Here is a 16,558-nt window from a genome sequence, read left to right as displayed (position 1 = left end):
CTGGGCACCCACAAGGCAGGCGCCCTTCCGATGATGTGTCCCGAGTCGGCACACTTCCAACGGTAGGCCGCCTGCGAGGGTGGACCGTGGTGGATGCATGGAGCGTTGGTGCTGTCCTCCCGCTCCGCTGAAGGTTTCGCCGCTGGCCGTGAGGTACGCGTCGAGATATCGCCCGTAACGTCCACACCGCGCACCACGCGCACGGGGAAAACCGCAGGTCAGGCGCCCTTAGTTGCCTTCTCCAGCACCACAACGCACTCCACATGATGCGTCATCGGAAACAGATCGAACGCCCGCATCCGTCGCGGTCGGTAGCCCGCCTCGCTGAAGTACTTGAGGTCGCGGGCCAGGGCGGCCGGGTCGCAGGCGACGTAGGCGATGCGGCGGGGGGTGAGGGAGGCGAGGTGGGCGACGGTCTTCTTGCCGGCGCCGGCGCGGGGAGGGTCGAGGACGACGAGGTCGACGTCGGTGATGCCGGTGCGGGGCAGGATCTGGTCGACCGTGCCGTGTTCGATGCGGACGCGGTCGAGGTCCTGGAGGTTGTGGCGGGCGTCCTCGACGGCGCGCTTACCGGATTCGATGCCGAGGACCGCGCCCTTGTCGCCGACGCGTTCGGCGAGGGCGCCGGCGAAGAGGCCGACGCCGCAGTACAGGTCGAGGGCCATATCGCCCTTCTTGGGCATCAGGCCCTGCATGACGGCCTCGACGAGGAGGTCGGCGGCCTTCGGATGGACCTGCCAGAAGCCGCCGTTGCCGACGCGCCAGGTGCGGCCGGCGGCGCGTTCGCGGACGAAGGGGCGGCCGTGGACGCGGTGGACCTGTTCGTCCTTCTCGCCGATGCGCAGGACGGAGACGGGCTTGTCGAGTTCGACGATCGGGAGGCGGCCGCCGGGCTTGGGAGTGAGGATGACCTGGCGGTCGTGGGAGCCGGTGGCGGCGATCGCCTCGACGGTGGCGATCTGGGGCCACTCGCGCTTCTCGATGCCCAGTTCGGAGACCTCCGGGGCGGCGATCATGCAGTGGGTGACCGGCTCGACGTCGTGCGAGCGGTGCTTGCGCAGGCCCGCGTGGCCGTCGGCGTCGACGGCGTACTGGACGCGGGTGCGCCAGGCGGGCACCTCGCCCTTGGCGACCTTGTCGCCGGGGGCGGGCTCGACCGTGCCGTCCCAGTGGGCGTCGTCCGGCGACAGCCCGGCCAGCCGTTCCAGCTGTTCGGCGATGACCGAGGCCTTCAGGCGGCGCTGGGCGCCGGGCGCGGCGTGCTGCCAGTCGCAGCCGCCGCACTTGCCGGGGCCGGAGAACGGGCAGGGGGCCTCGACCCGGTCCTTGGAGGGGGTGTGGATGGAGACGGCATCCGCGCGCAGGAAGCGGGCGCCCTCCTCACCGTCGGTGATACGCGCCGTGACGCGCTCGCCGGGCAGGGCGTGCCGTACGAAGAGGACCTGGCCCTCGTCGGTGCGGGCAATGCAGTGGCCGCCGTGTGCGACCGGGCCGACCTCGACCTCGTACTCCTCGCCGACCAGCGATTTCTTCGGTTCTGCCTGCATGGCGGGAGGGCTCCTGAGGTGGGTGGTGCCGGGGCGGTACGGCGGGATGCCGACCGTCAAGTCTACGTCCCACCGTGTCATGCCCCGGCCCGGTGATTCGTCCAGGTGGTGCCCGTAGGGGACACGGCACGGCCCCGTGCGCCGTCGAGATCGTGCCCGTAGGGGGCACAAGCCCCGGGGCACGACCGGCACCCCTTGCGGGCTTGTGGCCCGCACCTCTGTGCCGCCCGTTGCCCCCTCGGGGCTTAGCCCGTCGCGTCCCGCCGGGCAGCCCGCTTGCCCGCCTACTTCTTCGTGGCCGCCTTTTCCTTCTTCGGCTGGGCGACCGGTCCGCGGCGGACCGCACCCGGGGCGTTCCACTCCGCGCGCTTGCGGGCGCGGAGCTTGGCGGCCTCGGAGGAGTCCAGCTGCCAGGGCACGGAGGTGACCATGACGCCGGGGGTGAACAGCAGCCGGCCCTTGAGGCGCAGGGCGCTCTGGTTGTGGAGGAGGTGTTCGTACCAGTGGCCGACGACGTACTCCGGGATGTAGACGGAGACGGCGGCGCGCGGGCTCTCCCGGCGCAGCGACTTGACGTAGTCGATGATCGGCCGGGTGATCTCGCGGTACGGGGAGGCCAGGACCTTCAGCGGCACCTCGATGCCGCGGCGCTCCCACTCCTCCCGCAGGGCCTTGGTGTCGGCCTGGTCCACGTCCACGCTGACCGCTTCGAGGGTGTCGGAGCGCATCAGCTTGGCGTAGTTCAGGGCTCGCAGGGTGGGCTTGTGCACCTTGGAGACCAGCACGAGGGAGTGCACCCGGGAGGGGCGGACCACGTCGTCGTCGGGGGTGTCCTCGGCGGCGATCTCGTCGGCGACCCGGTCGTAGTGGCGGCGGATCGCGGACATGGTCACGAAGAAGATGACCATGCCGAGGAGCGCCACCCAGGCGCCGTGGGTGAACTTCGTCAGGAGGACGACGACCAGGACCAGGCCGGTGAAGAAGGCACCGAAGGCGTTGATGGCGCGCGAGCGGTGCATTCGGCGGCGCTTGGCCGGCTCCTGCTCGGTGAGCAGGTGGCGGTTCCAGTGACGGACCATGCCGATCTGGCTGAGCGTGAAGGAGACGAAGACGCCGACGATGTAGAGCTGGATGAGGCGGGTGGAGTCCGCGCCGTAGAGGTAGACGAGGATCGCGGCCGCGCCGGCCAGCAGGACGATGCCGTTGGAGAACGCCAGGCGGTCGCCGCGGGTGTGCAGCTGGCGCGGCAGGTAGCGGTCCTGGGCGAGGATCGAGCCGAGCAGCGGGAAGCCGTTGTAGGCGGTGTTGGCGGCCAGGAACAGCACCAGGGCGGTGGCGGCGGCGAGCACGATGAAGAGGAACGAGCCGTTGCCGAAGACCGCGGAGGCGACCTGCGAGATGACCGGGTCCTGGGTGTAGCCGGCGCCGAGCGGCTTGCCGTTCTCGAACAGGTCCTTGGCGGGGGTCTCCGCCATCCTGACGTGGGTGGCCATGGCCAGGCCGATGATGCCGCAGAACATGGTGACGGCCAGGCCGCCCATGAGGGCCAGGGTGGTCGCGGCGTTCTTGGACTTCGGCTTGCGGAAGGCCGGGACGCCGTTGGAGATCGCCTCGACGCCGGTGAGCGCGGCACAGCCGGAGGAGAAGGCCCGCAGCAGCAGGAAGACCAGGGCGAAGCCGGCCAGGCCGCCCTGTTCGGCGTGGATGGTGAAGTCGGCGGTGGGGGCCTTCATCGTGTCGCCCATGACGACGCCGCGGATCACACCCCAGATGATCATGATGAAGACGCCGGCCACGAAGACGTAGGTCGGGATCGCGAAGAGCTTGCCCGACTCCTTGACGCCGCGCAGGTTCATCAGCGTCAGCAGCACGATGATGGCGACCGCGCACAGGGTCTTGTGCTCGACGACGAACGGGATCGCGGAGCCCAGGTTCTCCACTCCGGAGGAGATGGAGACCGCGACGGTCAGCACATAGTCGACGAGCAGTGCACTGGCGACGGTGAGGCCGGCCTTGGGACCGAGGTTGGTGTTGGCGACCTCGTAGTCACCACCGCCGCTCGGGTAGGCGTGCACGTTCTGCCGGTACGACGCGACGACGGTGAACATCAGCACCACGACCGCGACCGCGATCCAGGGGCTGAAGCTGTACGCAGACACACCCGCGACGGACAGGACGAGCAGCACCTCGCCCGGTGCATAGGCCACGGAGGAGAGCGGGTCGGAGGCGAAGACGGGGAGTGCGATGCGCTTGGAAAGCAGGGTCTCCCCGAGCTTGTCGCTGCGCAGTGCGCGCCCGATCAAGATCCGTTTGGGCACGTCGGTCAGTTTGGACACGCAGAGGATGCTAAGCCTTCGTCAAGGCCTAAGCCCACCCGCTACCGGAACGGGTGGCGTCGACGGGGAGCACGGCGGCGCGAGCAGGACGCGTCCGGCCTGCTGAAGGGGCATCGCGCCCCCTCACCTCCACAAGATCCGCACGTCGGGCGCACGGCATGTCCCCGGCAGTCCGACTCCGTGGGATTCGTCACGGGAGGCGACTCGAGCCGTCACGAGAATGACGAGGCCCGTCACGAATTGACGTCACCCGTCACGGGGTGCGATGCGCAAGTCACAGTGAGGTGAGGTGACGGGTCACGGCGTAGTCATGTGGAAGGTCGTGGGAGGTCGCTGCCGCGGTCACCGCCGTCACCCCTGCCGGGCCCCGGCGCCCGCGGGGCGGGGGCGCCGGGCATGCAGATCGCCCAGCCCCTGCCGGGTGGCGACCAGCAGCACCCGGTCCTGCGGCCGGAGGACATAGCCGTCTCCGAGTTCGTGCACCAGATGCGCCGGCTCGCGCTCGGCGTCCGGCGGGGGCGCGGCGGGCGCACCGTCCGTCTCCGGGCCGTCGGGGGCGGAGGTGTCGACCGCCAGCACCCGCAGCCGCCCCGGCCGGAGCACCTCGGCGACCGTACGGCCCTCCAGCGCCATGTTCCCGCGTACCTCGACGCGGGCGACCAGCAGTACCCGGCGCTCGACCGGGATGGCCCCGAGGATCTGCCGGCCCATCATCGCGCCGGCGAAGGCGGGCGCGGCCAGATATGTGACGCTCCGGCTACGGGTCAGCGCCCGTGGGTGGGCGGCGCGCAGGGTGCGGTAGACGGCCGTGGCGAACCGGTCGTCGAACAGCCGCAGGGTCACCCGCAGCCGCGGCTTGACCGAGCGGCCGTAGAGGGCGGCCTCCAGATTGGTGGTGTCCTCACTGGTCAGGGCGAGCAGGGTGGCCGCCCGCTCGATCATCGCGGCTTCCAGGACACCTTCTTGTGTGACATCGCCCAGTACGGTCGGCACCCGCAGCCGGCGGGCCAGCGCGATGCCCCGTGCGTCCGGGTCGCCCTCGATACACACCACGGGGATGCCCATCTCATGCAACCGTGCCAGTACCCGGGTGCCGACCTTGCCGAGGCCGAGCAGCACCACATGACCCGACAGACCGCGCGGCGGGCGGCGCAGCGCCGAGGCACTGCGGAAGGTGCCGAGCCCCTCGAACGCCGCCGCGACCAGCACCGGCAGCAGCAACAGCCCGGTCAGCCCGGACAGCAGTTGCAGCACCTTGCGGGGCGTCGGATCGTGGATCGCCGGCTCGTTGATTGCAAAGAGGTCCAGCAGCGAGAGGTAGGCGGCGTGCACCGGGTCCTCGCCGGTGGTCAGGGACCCGGCGACGGCGAGCGCCACCACCGCGCCGACGACCCCCGCCAGGGACCAGCGCAGCCGCCGGGAGAAGAGCGAGGCGAGCGGCGCGCCCCGGCCGCGCAGTCCGCGGGGGCGCACCGGCCGTCCCGTATAGGAGACGGTCTCCAGGACGACGGTGCCGCAGCCGACGGAGGCCGCGGCCGCTGCGTCGTCCGGCAGCAGCACGGGCCCCTCGTCGCCGGAGGCCGAACTCGGCGCCTCCTCCGGGTCGTTGGCGGAGGCGGACAGCAGCGCCAGGGTGCACAGCCCCGGACCGCCGGGCCGCCCCGGAGGCACCGGCGCCCGCTCCACGGCCCGCAGCAGCAGCCCGTCCGCCTCGATGACCTTGCTGGTCCCGGCGACCGCGGTGGCCGCCAGGGCGGGGGCCACGGTGTCGGCGTCGGACAGCACGGTCGTGGACGCGTCGACGGCCTCCGCGTCCCCGGCGTCCTCGGTGCCCAGCGCGGCGACCGCCGCCGCCTGGTCGAGCAACTCCTCCAGATGCTGGCCGAGTTTGCGGTTGTAGAGCCGGATGACCAGCCGCAGCCGCGGGTTGAGCCGGCGGGCGCGCAGGGCGGCGTGGATATTGAGCTCATCGTCGTCATAGACCAGCGCCAGTGCGCCCGCCTCGACGATGCCCGCCTCGATCAGCGCCGCGTCGTCCGGCTGCGCCGCCTCCAGGACCCGCACGGTTTCCTCCGGCGGTTCCGCGCCGTCAGCGGCCTCCTCGGGCGGCAGCGGCGTCGTACGCGTCATCGCCGCCGACACCCGGCCCAGCAGCGCGCCGGCCCGTTCGAGGGCGCCGGCCGGCGGCGGAATACGGGGGCGGTGCCGCTCGCGGGCGGAGGGGACGACGAGCGTCACCCGTTCGCCGTAGACGTCCCGGAGTTCGGCGGCGAGCCGATGCGCCAGGGCGTCATCGCCGCAGACCACCATGTGCGGGGTGCAGTAGCCCTGTTGGGGCTGGAGAGGCAGGTTGGGCACACCTCGTAGCCTGCCTTACGGGCGCCGGACGGCGCAGCCCGGCGCGAGATGCCGTCGCGCGGACGGGGCGGATCCGCATCCGACCACGGCCCACCGCGCCCCGTACCAGGAGCGCCATTACGGCTACGGTTGTACCGGACCACGGTGCGCCCAGCGCCCCCGCTGACGCGCCCGGTCCTGTCGCGAGCCGTGGCTTCGTGTCGCCGGTACTGGGAGAAGAAAGTAGTGAGCAGGGTGTTTGTGCAGGTCAGCGCGCTAGTACAGGGCACGGGGTAATCAGCATGCACATCGTCATCATGGGGTGCGGGCGCGTGGGCTCCGCGCTTGCGCAGACCCTGGAGAGCCAGGGGCACACCATCGCCGTGGTGGACCAGGACCCGACAGCGTTCCGTCGCCTGGGTTCGTCCTTCGGCGGCCGCCGGGTGACCGGCGTCGGCTTCGACCAGGACACGCTGCGCGAGGCCGGTATCGAGGAGGCGGGCGCGTTCGCCGCCGTCTCCAGCGGTGACAACTCCAACATCATCGCCGCCCGGGTGGCCCGTGAGATGTTCGGTGTCGAGAATGTGGCCGCCCGTATCTACGACCCGCGCCGCGCCGAGGTCTACCAGCGTCTCGGCATCCCGACCGTCGCCACCGTCCGCTGGACGGCCGACCAGATGCTGCGCCGGCTGCTGCCGTCGGGCGCCGAACCGCTGTGGCGGGACCCCAGCGGCGGCGTCCAGCTCGCCGAGGTGCACACCGCCGCCTCCTGGGTCGGACACAAGATCAGCACCCTCCAGGAGGAGACCGGCGTCCGCGTCGCCTTCCTCACCCGGCTGGGCGAGGCGATGCTGCCGACCTCGCAGACGGTGCTCCAAGAAGGCGATCTGGTGCATGTGATGATGCGCACCGACGAGGTCGAGAAGGTCGAAGCGGCATTCGCCACGGGTCCTGAGGGGGCGCACGCATGAGGGTCGCGATTGCGGGCGCCGGCGCGGTGGGCCGTTCCATCGCCGGCGAGCTGCTGGAGAACGGGCACGAGATCCTGCTCATCGACAAGGCGCCGACCGCCATCTCGGTCGAGCGGGTGCCGCTGGCGGAGTGGCTGCTGGCAGACGCCTGCGAGATCACCTCGCTCGACGAGGCGGCGCTCCAGCGCTGCAACGTCGTCATCGCGGCGACCGGCGACGACAAGGTCAACCTCGTCGTCTCGCTGCTCGCCAAGACCGAGTACGGCGTGCCGCGGGTGGTCGCCCGGGTCAACAACCCGAAGAACGAGTGGCTGTTCAACGAGTCCTGGGGCGTCGATGTCGCGGTCTCCACGCCGCGTCTGATGTCGGCCCTGGTCGAAGAGGCGGTGAGCGTCGGCGACCTGGTACGGCTGCTGCGCTTCAGCCACGGTGACGCCAACCTCGTCGAGTTGACGCTGCCCCCGGAGGCCGCGCTGGCCGGCACCCGGGTCGGCGATGTCGAGTGGCCCGAGGACACCTCCCTGGTGACGATCATCCGCGGTACGCGGGTGCTCACGCCCAACAAGGAGGACGCGCTCGAGGCCGGCGACGAGCTGCTGTTCGTCGCGGCCCAGTCGCGCGAGGAGCAGCTGGAGGACCTGCTGTCGGTGCGGCGCGAGGACGCGTAGCACCGTCCGGCGGTCCGCCGGGTACGCGGCGGATGGCGGCCGTCCGCCGCCGGGGCCGCACCACCGGCCGGATACGAAACGCCGGGGGCCCGGGAACCAAGCGGTTCCCGGGCCCCCGGCGTTGGTGTGTGCGTGCCGTCCGCCGGTGGGTCAGCGCCGGTGACGGGCCCGCCGCGGCCGCTCGTCGGCGGCCTCCTCGGCGGCCTCGGCCGCCATGCCCTGGTAGAGGTCGTCGGCAACCCGGTCGAGCACCTCGCGCTCGCCGCGGCGCCGCTCCTCCGCCTCCTGCTCGGCCTTCTCCTTCGCCTCCATCTCCGCGAAGACGTCGATCGGCGGCGGCGCCTTCGCCAGGAAGACCCACGTGAGATAGACCGCGAGCAGGAACGGCGGGATCTTCAGCGCGATCAGTATCCAGCCGAGCTGGGTGGTGTCCGCCCACCAGTACAGCGGGAAGAGGATCGCGCACTTGGCGAAGAGGATCAGCCCCCAGGCCCAGCTGGCCTTGGCGTACGCCTTCTTGCGGCCCGGGTTGCGGGTGCGCCAGGAGAGGTTCTCCTTGAACACCGGCCCCAGGATCAGCCCGATCAGCGGGACACCCGCGAGCGTGGTGAGCATGTAGGCGAGGGACAGCCCGAGGGTGTAGAGCATGCCCGGCAGGTAGAAGTCCTTGGCGTTGCCGGTCATCATCGCGAAGACCACGCCGAAGGCCACGCCGAAGACGCCGCTGAAGGCGTGCTTGACGGTGTCCCGGCGGATCAGGCGGACCGCCGCCAGCACCAGCGAGACGGCCAGTGCGGCGATCGCCGAGATGTGCAGGTCCTTGTTGACCGTGAAGATCGTGACGAACAGCAGGCCGGGGACCACGGTCTCCACCATGCCGCGCACGCCGCCGAACGCCTCGAACAGCGCCGCCTCGGTCACCTTCCTGCCGTCGGCGGCTCCTTGGGCGCCCTGGTCGGCCGGGCCGGGCGTGGGGTCTGCGGAGGCATCGGGGGCGGCATCCGCGTCAGTGGTCGGTCGGTCGTGAGACGTCACCGGCTACTCCTGTCCGAGCGGTCGGAGTTCGTACTTCGGATTGAAGAGCACCCGGCGTCCGTGGCTCAGGGAGACCCGGCCCGAGGCGATGAGCTTGCGGCCCGGCTCGATCCCGACGATGGAGCGGCGTCCGAGCCACACCACGTCGAGCGCCGCGGAGCCGTCGAACAGCTCCGCCTCGAGCGCGGGCACACCGGCACGGGGCCGCAGCGTGACATGCCGCAGGGTGCCGGTGACCTTTACTATCTGCCGGTCGTCGCAGTCGCAGATGCGGGTGCACCCCGCGTCCTGCGCATCCTGCTGCAGCTCGGCGGACTGCAACTCCTCCTCGGAGGAGGACAGCCTGTCGAGCAGCCGGCGGAAACGACCGGCCGGCTTCTCGGAACGGGTCCCAGCACTCATGGCCCCAGCGTACCGGTGGCCGGGTCCCCAGATCACGGCCCGCATACGGACTGCGCACCCGCCTCACAAAGCCGCACCCGGCCGCGGGGGCCGGCGGGTCCGGCCGGAGCCGGCGCCTCACTGCTCGAAGCGGTACCCCATCCCCGGCTCCGTGATGAAGTGCTTGGGGTGCGAGGGATCGCTCTCCAGCTTGCGGCGGAGCTGGGCCATGTACACCCGCAGATAGTTGGTCTCCGTGCCGTACGAGGGCCCCCAGACCTCCTGGAGCAGCTGCTTCTGGCTGACGAGCCGGCCCGCGTTGCGGACCAGGACCTCCAGCAGATGCCACTCGGTGGGGGTCAGCCGGATGTCCCGGCCGCCGCGGTTGACCTTCTTCGCGGCGAGATCGACGGAGAAACCTTCCGTCTCCACGATCACCTCGGCGTCGGCAGGACCGGTCGGCTCGGCCCTGCGCACCGCCGCCCGCAGCCGGGCCAGCAGCTCGTCCATGCCGAACGGCTTGGTGACGTAGTCGTCCGCGCCGGCGTCCAGCGCCTCCACCTTCTCGTCGGAGGTCTGCCGCGCGGAGAGCACCAGGATCGGCACCCGCGTCCAGCCCCGCAGCCCCTTGATCACCTCGACGCCGTCCATATCGGGCAGACCGAGGTCGAGAACGATGACATCGGGATGGCGGGCGGCCGCGAGCCTGAGCGCGGTGGCCCCGTCGGGGGCGGCGTCGACCTCGTATTTGCGCGCCTTCAGGTTGATCACGAGGGCGCGGACGATCTGCGGCTCGTCATCGACCACAAGCACCCGGTTCACTGGCGTTCTCCTCGTGGTGTCGTCTCCCGGCGGGGCGGGCCCGCCGGGCGTGGGGGGAAGGTGGTCCGTGCGGCCCGGCTCATGTCGTGGCCTGGGCGGGGAGGCCGGGCGCGACCTGCGGTCCGCCGGGGACGGCCCGGAGGGTGAGGACCATCGTCATCCCGCCTCCGGGGGTGTCCTCGGCGGCGAGCGTGCCGCCCATCGCCTCCGCGAAACCGCGCGCCACGGCCAGCCCCAGGCCCACGCCGGCACCGCGCGGAGCGTCACCGTAGCGCTGGAAGGGCTCGAAGATCCGGCCCTTGGCGCTGTCCGGCACCCCCGGGCCGCGGTCGGCGATCCGCAGCTCCACCCGTTCGCCGAGCGCACTGGCCGAGACCAGCACCACCGCGCCGTCCGGGCTGTACTTCACGGCGTTCTCGACGAGATTGGCCACCGAGCGCTCCAGCAGCCCCGGATCGACGGCGACGATCGGCAGCTCCTCGGGGATGTCGAGGGCGACGCTGTCCTCCGGTACGCCGCCGAGCGCCATCGGCACCACCTCGTCGAGGTCGGTCTCGCGGATCAGCGGGGTGACCGTGCCGGTCTGGAGCCGGGACATGTCCAGGAGATTGCCGACCAGGTGATCCAGCCGGTCTGCGCCCGCCTCGATCCCCGCCAGCAGCTCCGCCTCGTCCTCCGGGGACCAGGCGACGTCGTCGGAGCGCAGGGAGGTGACGGACGCCTTGATGCCCGCCAGCGGGGTCCGCAGGTCGTGGCTGACCGCGGCCAGCAGTGCCGTTCTGATGCGGTTGCCCTCGGCCAGGGCCCTGGCCCGCTCGGCCTCGCCCACCAGCCGCTGCCGGTCCAGTACGACGGCGGCCTGGGCGGCGAACGCGGCCAGCACCCGGCGGTCCTCCGCGGGCAGCACCCGGCCGGTCAGCGCCAGTGCCATGTGGTCGCCCACCGGCATGTCGACATCGGCGTCCTCGGGGCGCAGAAGCGGCGTGCCGTGGTCACTGCCGGCCCGGCCCGCGCAGGTCCACGGCTCGACATCGCCGGCCCGCTCCAGCAGCGCCACCGTCTCCATGCCGAAGGTCTCCCGCACCCGCTCCAGCAGGGCGTCCAGGGTCGTCTCACCACGCAGCACACTGCCCGCGAGGAACGACAGGATCTCCGACTCGGCGCGCAGCCTGGCGGCCTGGTGGGTGCGGCGGGCGGCGAGGTCCACCACGGAGGCGACCGAGACGGCCACCGCGAAGAAGATCACGATCGCGACGATGTTCTTGGGGTCGCTGACCGTGAGGGTGTGGGTGGGCGGGGTGAAGTAGAAGTTCAGCAGCAGCGAGCCGGCCGCGGCCGACGCCAGCGCCGACAGCTGCCCGCCGAGCAGCGCGGCCACAACGGTCAGGAAGAGGAAGAGCAGCACGTCGTTGGCCAGCCCGGGACCGTTCCCGATGCCGGTCAGCAGCAGCGAGAGCAGGACCGGGCCGACGACGCCGACGAGCCACCCGGCGATGATCCGGGTCCGCCCCAGCCGCGCACCGCGCGCCACCGGCAGGCCCCGGCCCTTGGCGACCTCGTCATGGGTGACGATGTGCACGTCGAGATCGGGCCCGGATTCGCGGGCGACTGTCGCCCCCACACCCGGCCCGAAGATGTACTGCCAGGCCTTGCGGCGGCTCGACCCCAGTACGATCTGGGTGGCGTTCACCCCGCGCGCGAAGTCCAGCAGCGCGCTCGGTATGTCGTCCCCGATGACGTGATGGAACGTGCCGCCCAGGTCCTCCACCAGCGTCCGCTGGACGGCGAGTTCCTTGGGCGAGGCCGAGGTCAGCCCGTCGCTGCGGGCTATGTAGACGGCGAGCACCTCGCTGCCCGACCCCTTGGCCGCCATCCGGGCCGCGCGGCGGATCAGCGTACGGCCCTCGGGTCCGCCGGTCAGTCCGACGACGATGCGCTCACGCGCCTGCCAGGTGGATCGAATCGAATGCTCCGCCCGGTACTCCTGCAGATACTCGTCCACCCGGTCGGCGACCCACAGCAGTGCCAGCTCACGCAGCGCCGTGAGGTTGCCCGGACGGAAGTAGTTGGACAAGGCGGCGTCCACCTTGTCGGACTGGTAGATATTGCCGTGCGCCATACGACGGCGGATCGCCTGGGGCGACATATCGACAAGCTCGATCTGGTCGGCCCTGCGGACGATCTCGTCCGGCACGGTCTCCCGCTGCCGCACGCCCGTTATGGACTCGACGACGTCCCCGAGTGACTCCAGGTGCTGGATGTTGACCGTCGAGATCACATCGATCCCGGCTTCCAGGAGCTCCTCGATGTCCTGCCATCGCTTGCCGTTGCGGGAACCGGGGACGTTGGTGTGCGCCAGTTCGTCGACCAGCGCCACGGCCGGCGCGCGTTCCAGGGCCGCGTCCACGTCCATTTCGGTGAAAGCCGCGCCGCGGTACTCCAGCTCGCGGCGCTGGATCTGCTCCAGCCCGTGCAGCATGACCTCGGTACGGGGCCTGCCGTGATGCTCGACGAACGCCACGACGGCGTCCGTGCCCCGCTCCACGCGCCGGTGTGCCTCGGACAGCATCGCGTACGTCTTGCCGACGCCCGGTGCCGCGCCGAGATATATCCGTAGCTTGCCGCGTGCCATGGCCCCATTGTCTTACGTGAAAGCCGCCCCCACCGGGCTGAACCTGCTGCGACCCTACCGACCGAACAAGGGGACAAAAGGGTCATTCGACGACTTCGGGGCCGGTCTTGACGCGACTCTGATACGGGGGGTGGGAGGGGTGGCGGGCTGGGGAGCACGGGGGTCACGGGGGTGGGTGGGCCTTTGGGTGGGGGCCTTGGGATGGGGACGGCGGGGGGCTGCGGGGGGGGTGCGAGGGGCTGCGGGGGCCGGACGGGGTGACGGCCGACAGAGGCCCGGGGTCGGTCGGAGCCGGGCCGGGTAGGGCCGGACCAGTCATCCAGTCCGGGAGATGCGTTTCAGCCCAGGCACCGCCCCGTGCGGGTACCGGCGGGCGGCCGCCGCGCGAAGAGGTACGCGACGCCCGCCGCGACAGCCGAACGGCCGGCCGGGCCGGGCGGCGCACACCACGCACCGCCGTGCAGCGACGGCCCGGCGGCACGGTCTCGCCCGGCCATCTCCATGACACCGGCCGGGATCGCGACGCACCGGCCCAACCCCTCTTCCCTGACGCATCACTGACAGGGGAGGCGGCGGGGAGGGGAGGCCAGCCATGGCCGGAAAAATGCCCTCGCCGGGCCACAGGCCGACTGCGACGATGACCCACATGACCGAGGCACATCCGACGACGCCCCGCATGACCGACGTACGTCTCGCCCACACCTCCGATCTGGACGCCGCCACCCTCAAGGCGGCCCGCACCCTCCTCTACGACGTCTTCGACGACATGACCGCGGAGGACTGGGAGCACGCCCTCGGCGGCCTGCACGCCTTGGTTTACGAAGACGGTGACCTGATCGGGCACGCGTCCCTGGTCCAGCGACGTCTGCTGCACGGCGGACGCGCACTGCGCTGCGGATACGTGGAAGGCGTCGGCGTCCGCGCGGACCGGCGCGGAAGCGGCCATGGCGCGGCCATGATGGACGCCCTGGAGCGGGTGGTACGCGGCGGCTACGACCTCGGCGCACTCGGCGCCGCAGACGAGGCCGCGTCCTTCTACGCGGACCGCGGCTGGCAGCTGTGGCGCGGCCGGTCCTGGGCACTCACCCCGGACGGCATCCAGCGCACCACAGACGAGGACGGCTGCATCTACGTCTTCCCGACCGCGGCCGCCTCCCTCAATCTCGACACCGACCTCACCTGCGACTGGCGCGACGGCGACGTCTGGTGAGGCCGGGGCGGGCGGGGCGACGGCCAGTACTGGGGCCCCTCCCCCACCCCCCACCCCTCACCCCCGCCGTTGCTGCCCACTGGCCGGCAACCGCCACCACGGAAGGCGGCCGACCACACCACTACCCCAGCATTCCAACCCCCCTACACACCTACGCCTTGACCTGACCGACCCACCGACCGCACCGCCCGCCCTGCGTTGTCCGCCGACGGCATCAGTATGCGTACCGCGTACTTCGGCGGACAACGCCTGTGGATAACTCTCGAACCGACTGCGAACCAACCGCGGACCCGTCCGGATCAGGCCCCCATCAGCTCGGGTTTTCCGCGTGGGTCAGGGTCTCCCAGCCGACGAAGAGGTTGTTGGATCCGGCCGGTCGCTGCCGCTCCGTCAGCTTCTGTGTGTTGGTCATCTCATGGTGCATCCGATTGTGCAGCGCGTTGTATCCGACCTCGGTGACCGGGCCCAGACCGCGCTTGATGCTGCCGCCGCACAGCCATGACGGCGGGGCGGTGCCCAGTTCGTAGGTGGCCTGGAAGCCGAGTGCGTGACGCAGGCGGTCGGCGACCTCCGGGTAGAGATCCTGGCCCTGGAGGCGGCTGGTTTCGGCGATGTGCGAGATGGCCGACAGGCCGTAGCCGGTGTGGGTGAAGTCGCGGCAGGTTTCCTGGGTGAGTCCGTCGACGAAGGCCGACTGGCCCTGCCAGTACTTGATGATCTTGTCACGGGTGTTCAGCCCGCTGCCGGGGGCGGTCTTGGGCAGGTCGCCGTCGGACTTCAGATAGATGTACGCGGGCACCCGGGCACGGAACTTGGCGATGGCCTTGTCGTAGGAAGCCTTGTCCTCAAGGAAGACGGAGATACCGACGGCCGCCTCCATCATGCTCAGCTCCCAGTTGCCGTTGCTCTGCGAACCGTTGACCACCTTGGGCAGGTAGACGTTGCGCAGCATGCCGGCGAAGCGGTCGATGCGGTCCTTGGGCCAGCCGGTGTACGTGTAGCGGATGATCTCGGCGGCGCGTGGCCAGGAGGAGCCGGCCCAGCCGGTCTGAAGCGGGGCGTTGCTGTTGGTGTGGTCCTTGATGGTGGCGGACCAGGCGTCCATGATCTGGATCGCCTTGTCCGCGTACTTGCTGTCGCGGGTGATGTACCAGGCCAGCGACAGGGTGTAGGCGGCGAGGGCGTCCTCGCGTTCGTCGGTGCAGCCGTAGTTGGGGTCGGAGTACGAGCCGCATTCGACGATGGCGCGGGGCGTGGGGGTGCGGGACAGCGAGGCGTACTTGCTCGCCGTCATGGCGTCGAAGGCACTTTTCCAGGGCTGCGCGCCGGAGTTGACCTTGGCTCGGGCGAGGTCGAGCTGGGCGGCGCCGACGAGGACGCCGGGGTGGGTGAAGGTGGCCGGGGCCGCGGCGGACGGCCTCGCGCTCGTCGGTACCGCAGTGGACGGGGCGACTACGAGCGGGCCTGCCGTCAGGGTGCCGAGCAACGCGCCGACGACGAGGGTGAGCTTTCTGCGCATGGGGGGTGGTTGCCTTCCTGTCGAGATGCTCGATGGACGGGAGCTGTTCTCGTACATGAACGACAGGCGTTGACATGAACACCTGCGATGGCTGGCGAACGTAAGGGCAGGCCGTCGCGACGTCAAGACTCGGCGTCAAGAGTGACGTCAAGAACTGACCGCATAGTGCGGGGCTATCAACTGCCCTGTACGGATGGATGGTTCATCTCTCGACCTCAGACGAGAGATGAACAAGAACCGGCAACCGAAAGAGGCAGAACGATCGTGGGGCGGCCCCGGGGAACTTCCCCAGGGGCCGCCCCACGCAAGGCCCCCAGCGCCACACACGGCCCCCCGGGCCCGGCGCGCCGCCCCACCCCGACGACGGCGGCCGCCCCCGGCCCCCTCCCGGACTCGCCCCCGCCCAGTCCCGGCCGGCCGGCGCGCGCTCAGCCCTTGCCTGCGCTCCGCACCAGTTCCTTCAGCGCGATGTTCAACTCCAGAACATTCACCCGTGGTTCCCCCATGAAGCCGAGGGTGCGCCCGTCGGTGTGGTGCTCGACCAGCTTCTCCACCATGGCGGTGGGGAGGTGGTTCTCCTTGGCGACGGTGGCGGTCTGCACCTGGGCGTACTCCGGGGAGATGTCCGGGTCGAGGCCGGAGCCGGACGAGGTGACGGCGTCCGCCGGGACCTTCGACTCGGGGACCCCGTACGTCTCGGAGACCCACCGCTTGCGCTCCTTCACCGCCTGGACGAGGTCGGTGTTGGTGGCGCCCAGGTTGGAGGCGCCGGAAACCTGGAGGTCGTACTGGGTGTTCACCCCGTTCGTCCTGTTGCTGCCCAGTCCCGCCGAGGGGCGCGGCTGGAAGAACGTCAGGTCCGGGACCGGATTGCCGTTCTCGTCCTTGCCCTTGTCGTAGCGCTGGCCGAGCAGCGACGAGCCGACCACCTTGCCCTGGGAGCTCACCTCGGAACCGTTGGCCTTGCCGGGGAACGCCGCCTGCGCCACCCCGGTGACCACCAGTGGGTAGAGGACCCCGCAGACCACGGTCAGTACGAGCAGGGCACGCAGGCCTGCCCCGATCAACCGGGCGGTGTTGCGTACGGAGTTGTTCACGGC

Annotated in this window: 12 protein-coding genes; 3 read left to right on the top strand and 9 right to left on the bottom strand. The window is 70.9% G+C overall.

What is annotated here, in order from left to right; translation table 11 throughout:
• Positions 1-218: 218 nt before the first annotated feature.
• The 3 genes from K7C20_RS27775 to K7C20_RS27765 all read right to left on the bottom strand — a co-directional run bounded on the left by K7C20_RS27775 (position 219) and on the right by K7C20_RS27765 (position 6,193).
• The gene (locus K7C20_RS27775; protein ID WP_030088876.1) at positions 219-1,547 is read right to left on the bottom strand and encodes a class I SAM-dependent RNA methyltransferase; all 1,329 of its coding nucleotides are present in this window, start codon (positions 1,545-1,547) and stop codon (positions 219-221) included.
• A 284-nt stretch (positions 1,548-1,831) separates the two neighbouring features.
• Entirely contained in the window at positions 1,832-3,883 is a 2,052-nt protein-coding gene (locus K7C20_RS27770; protein WP_030088874.1) for an APC family permease, read from the bottom strand.
• A 351-nt stretch (positions 3,884-4,234) separates the two neighbouring features.
• Positions 4,235-6,193, bottom strand: coding sequence for an NAD-binding protein (locus K7C20_RS27765; RefSeq protein ID WP_053208748.1), 1,959 nt, complete (start codon positions 6,191-6,193; stop codon positions 4,235-4,237).
• A 329-nt stretch (positions 6,194-6,522) separates the two neighbouring features.
• Here K7C20_RS27765 and K7C20_RS27760 point away from each other — a divergent pair, with 329 nt between their 5' ends.
• Together K7C20_RS27760 and K7C20_RS27755 are read left to right on the top strand one after the other, a co-directional pair.
• A complete protein-coding gene (locus tag K7C20_RS27760; protein WP_018093582.1) occupies positions 6,523-7,191 on the top strand; it encodes a potassium channel family protein in 669 nt (222 codons plus the stop codon).
• Positions 7,188-7,859, top strand: a complete 672-nt coding sequence (locus tag K7C20_RS27755; RefSeq protein WP_030088864.1) for a potassium channel family protein — start codon at positions 7,188-7,190, stop codon at positions 7,857-7,859. The genes K7C20_RS27760 and K7C20_RS27755 overlap by 4 nt, the downstream gene beginning before the upstream one ends.
• A gap of 150 nt (positions 7,860-8,009) precedes the next feature.
• Here the strand turns inward: K7C20_RS27755 and K7C20_RS27750 are convergent, their stop codons facing one another.
• The 4 genes from K7C20_RS27750 to K7C20_RS27735 all read right to left on the bottom strand — a co-directional run bounded on the left by K7C20_RS27750 (position 8,010) and on the right by K7C20_RS27735 (position 12,729).
• Positions 8,010-8,894 carry a DUF3159 domain-containing protein gene (locus K7C20_RS27750; RefSeq protein WP_053208747.1) on the bottom strand — a complete coding sequence of 295 codons (885 nt, stop codon included), beginning with the start codon at positions 8,892-8,894 and terminating at the stop codon, positions 8,010-8,012.
• Positions 8,895-8,897: 3 nt separating this feature from the next.
• The gene (locus K7C20_RS27745) at positions 8,898-9,296 is read right to left on the bottom strand and encodes an OB-fold nucleic acid binding domain-containing protein (RefSeq protein ID WP_030088861.1); all 399 of its coding nucleotides are present in this window, start codon (positions 9,294-9,296) and stop codon (positions 8,898-8,900) included.
• A gap of 117 nt (positions 9,297-9,413) precedes the next feature.
• On the bottom strand, positions 9,414-10,097 hold the full coding sequence (locus K7C20_RS27740; RefSeq protein ID WP_030088859.1) for a response regulator: 684 nt from the start codon (positions 10,095-10,097) through the stop codon (positions 9,414-9,416).
• A 79-nt stretch (positions 10,098-10,176) separates the two neighbouring features.
• Positions 10,177-12,729 carry a sensor histidine kinase gene (locus K7C20_RS27735; RefSeq protein WP_030088857.1) on the bottom strand — a complete coding sequence of 851 codons (2,553 nt, stop codon included), beginning with the start codon at positions 12,727-12,729 and terminating at the stop codon, positions 10,177-10,179.
• A 637-nt stretch (positions 12,730-13,366) separates the two neighbouring features.
• Here K7C20_RS27735 and K7C20_RS27730 point away from each other — a divergent pair.
• Positions 13,367-13,939, top strand: coding sequence for a GNAT family N-acetyltransferase (locus K7C20_RS27730; RefSeq protein ID WP_063754087.1), 573 nt, complete (start codon positions 13,367-13,369; stop codon positions 13,937-13,939).
• A gap of 310 nt (positions 13,940-14,249) precedes the next feature.
• On the opposite strand, the gene K7C20_RS27725 is transcribed toward K7C20_RS27730, so the two are convergent.
• Positions 14,250-15,458, bottom strand: coding sequence for an alginate lyase family protein (locus K7C20_RS27725; RefSeq protein ID WP_030089261.1), 1,209 nt, complete (start codon positions 15,456-15,458; stop codon positions 14,250-14,252).
• 428 nt (positions 15,459-15,886) lie between these two features.
• Positions 15,887-16,555, bottom strand: a complete 669-nt coding sequence (gene kdpC / locus K7C20_RS27720) for a potassium-transporting ATPase subunit KdpC (RefSeq protein ID WP_030089259.1) — start codon at positions 16,553-16,555, stop codon at positions 15,887-15,889.
• Positions 16,556-16,558 lie beyond the last annotated feature (3 nt).

It is taken from the genome of Streptomyces decoyicus (assembly GCF_019880305.1).
Classification (GTDB): Bacteria; Actinomycetota; Actinomycetes; order Streptomycetales; family Streptomycetaceae; genus Streptomyces; species Streptomyces decoyicus.
Note: the sequence above shows the minus strand (reverse complement) of the source record. Positions and strands in the feature narration are given on the sequence as shown.

Excerpts from the sequence above, each read along its gene's own strand:
- K7C20_RS27775 (WP_030088876.1), bottom strand. The coding sequence starts at position 1,547 with ATGCAGGCAGAACCGAAGAAATCGCTGGTCGGCGAGGAGTACGAGGTC.
- K7C20_RS27765 (WP_053208748.1), bottom strand. The coding sequence starts at position 6,193 with ATGGTGGTCTGCGGCGATGACGCCCTGGCGCATCGGCTCGCCGCCGAA.
- K7C20_RS27760 (WP_018093582.1), top strand. The coding sequence starts at position 6,523 with ATGCACATCGTCATCATGGGGTGCGGGCGCGTGGGCTCCGCGCTTGCG.
- K7C20_RS27755 (WP_030088864.1), top strand. The coding sequence starts at position 7,188 with ATGAGGGTCGCGATTGCGGGCGCCGGCGCGGTGGGCCGTTCCATCGCC.
- K7C20_RS27745 (WP_030088861.1), bottom strand. The coding sequence starts at position 9,296 with ATGAGTGCTGGGACCCGTTCCGAGAAGCCGGCCGGTCGTTTCCGCCGG.
- K7C20_RS27735 (WP_030088857.1), bottom strand. The coding sequence starts at position 12,729 with ATGGCACGCGGCAAGCTACGGATATATCTCGGCGCGGCACCGGGCGTC.
- K7C20_RS27730 (WP_063754087.1), top strand. The coding sequence starts at position 13,367 with ATGACCCACATGACCGAGGCACATCCGACGACGCCCCGCATGACCGAC.
- K7C20_RS27725 (WP_030089261.1), bottom strand. The coding sequence starts at position 15,458 with ATGCGCAGAAAGCTCACCCTCGTCGTCGGCGCGTTGCTCGGCACCCTG.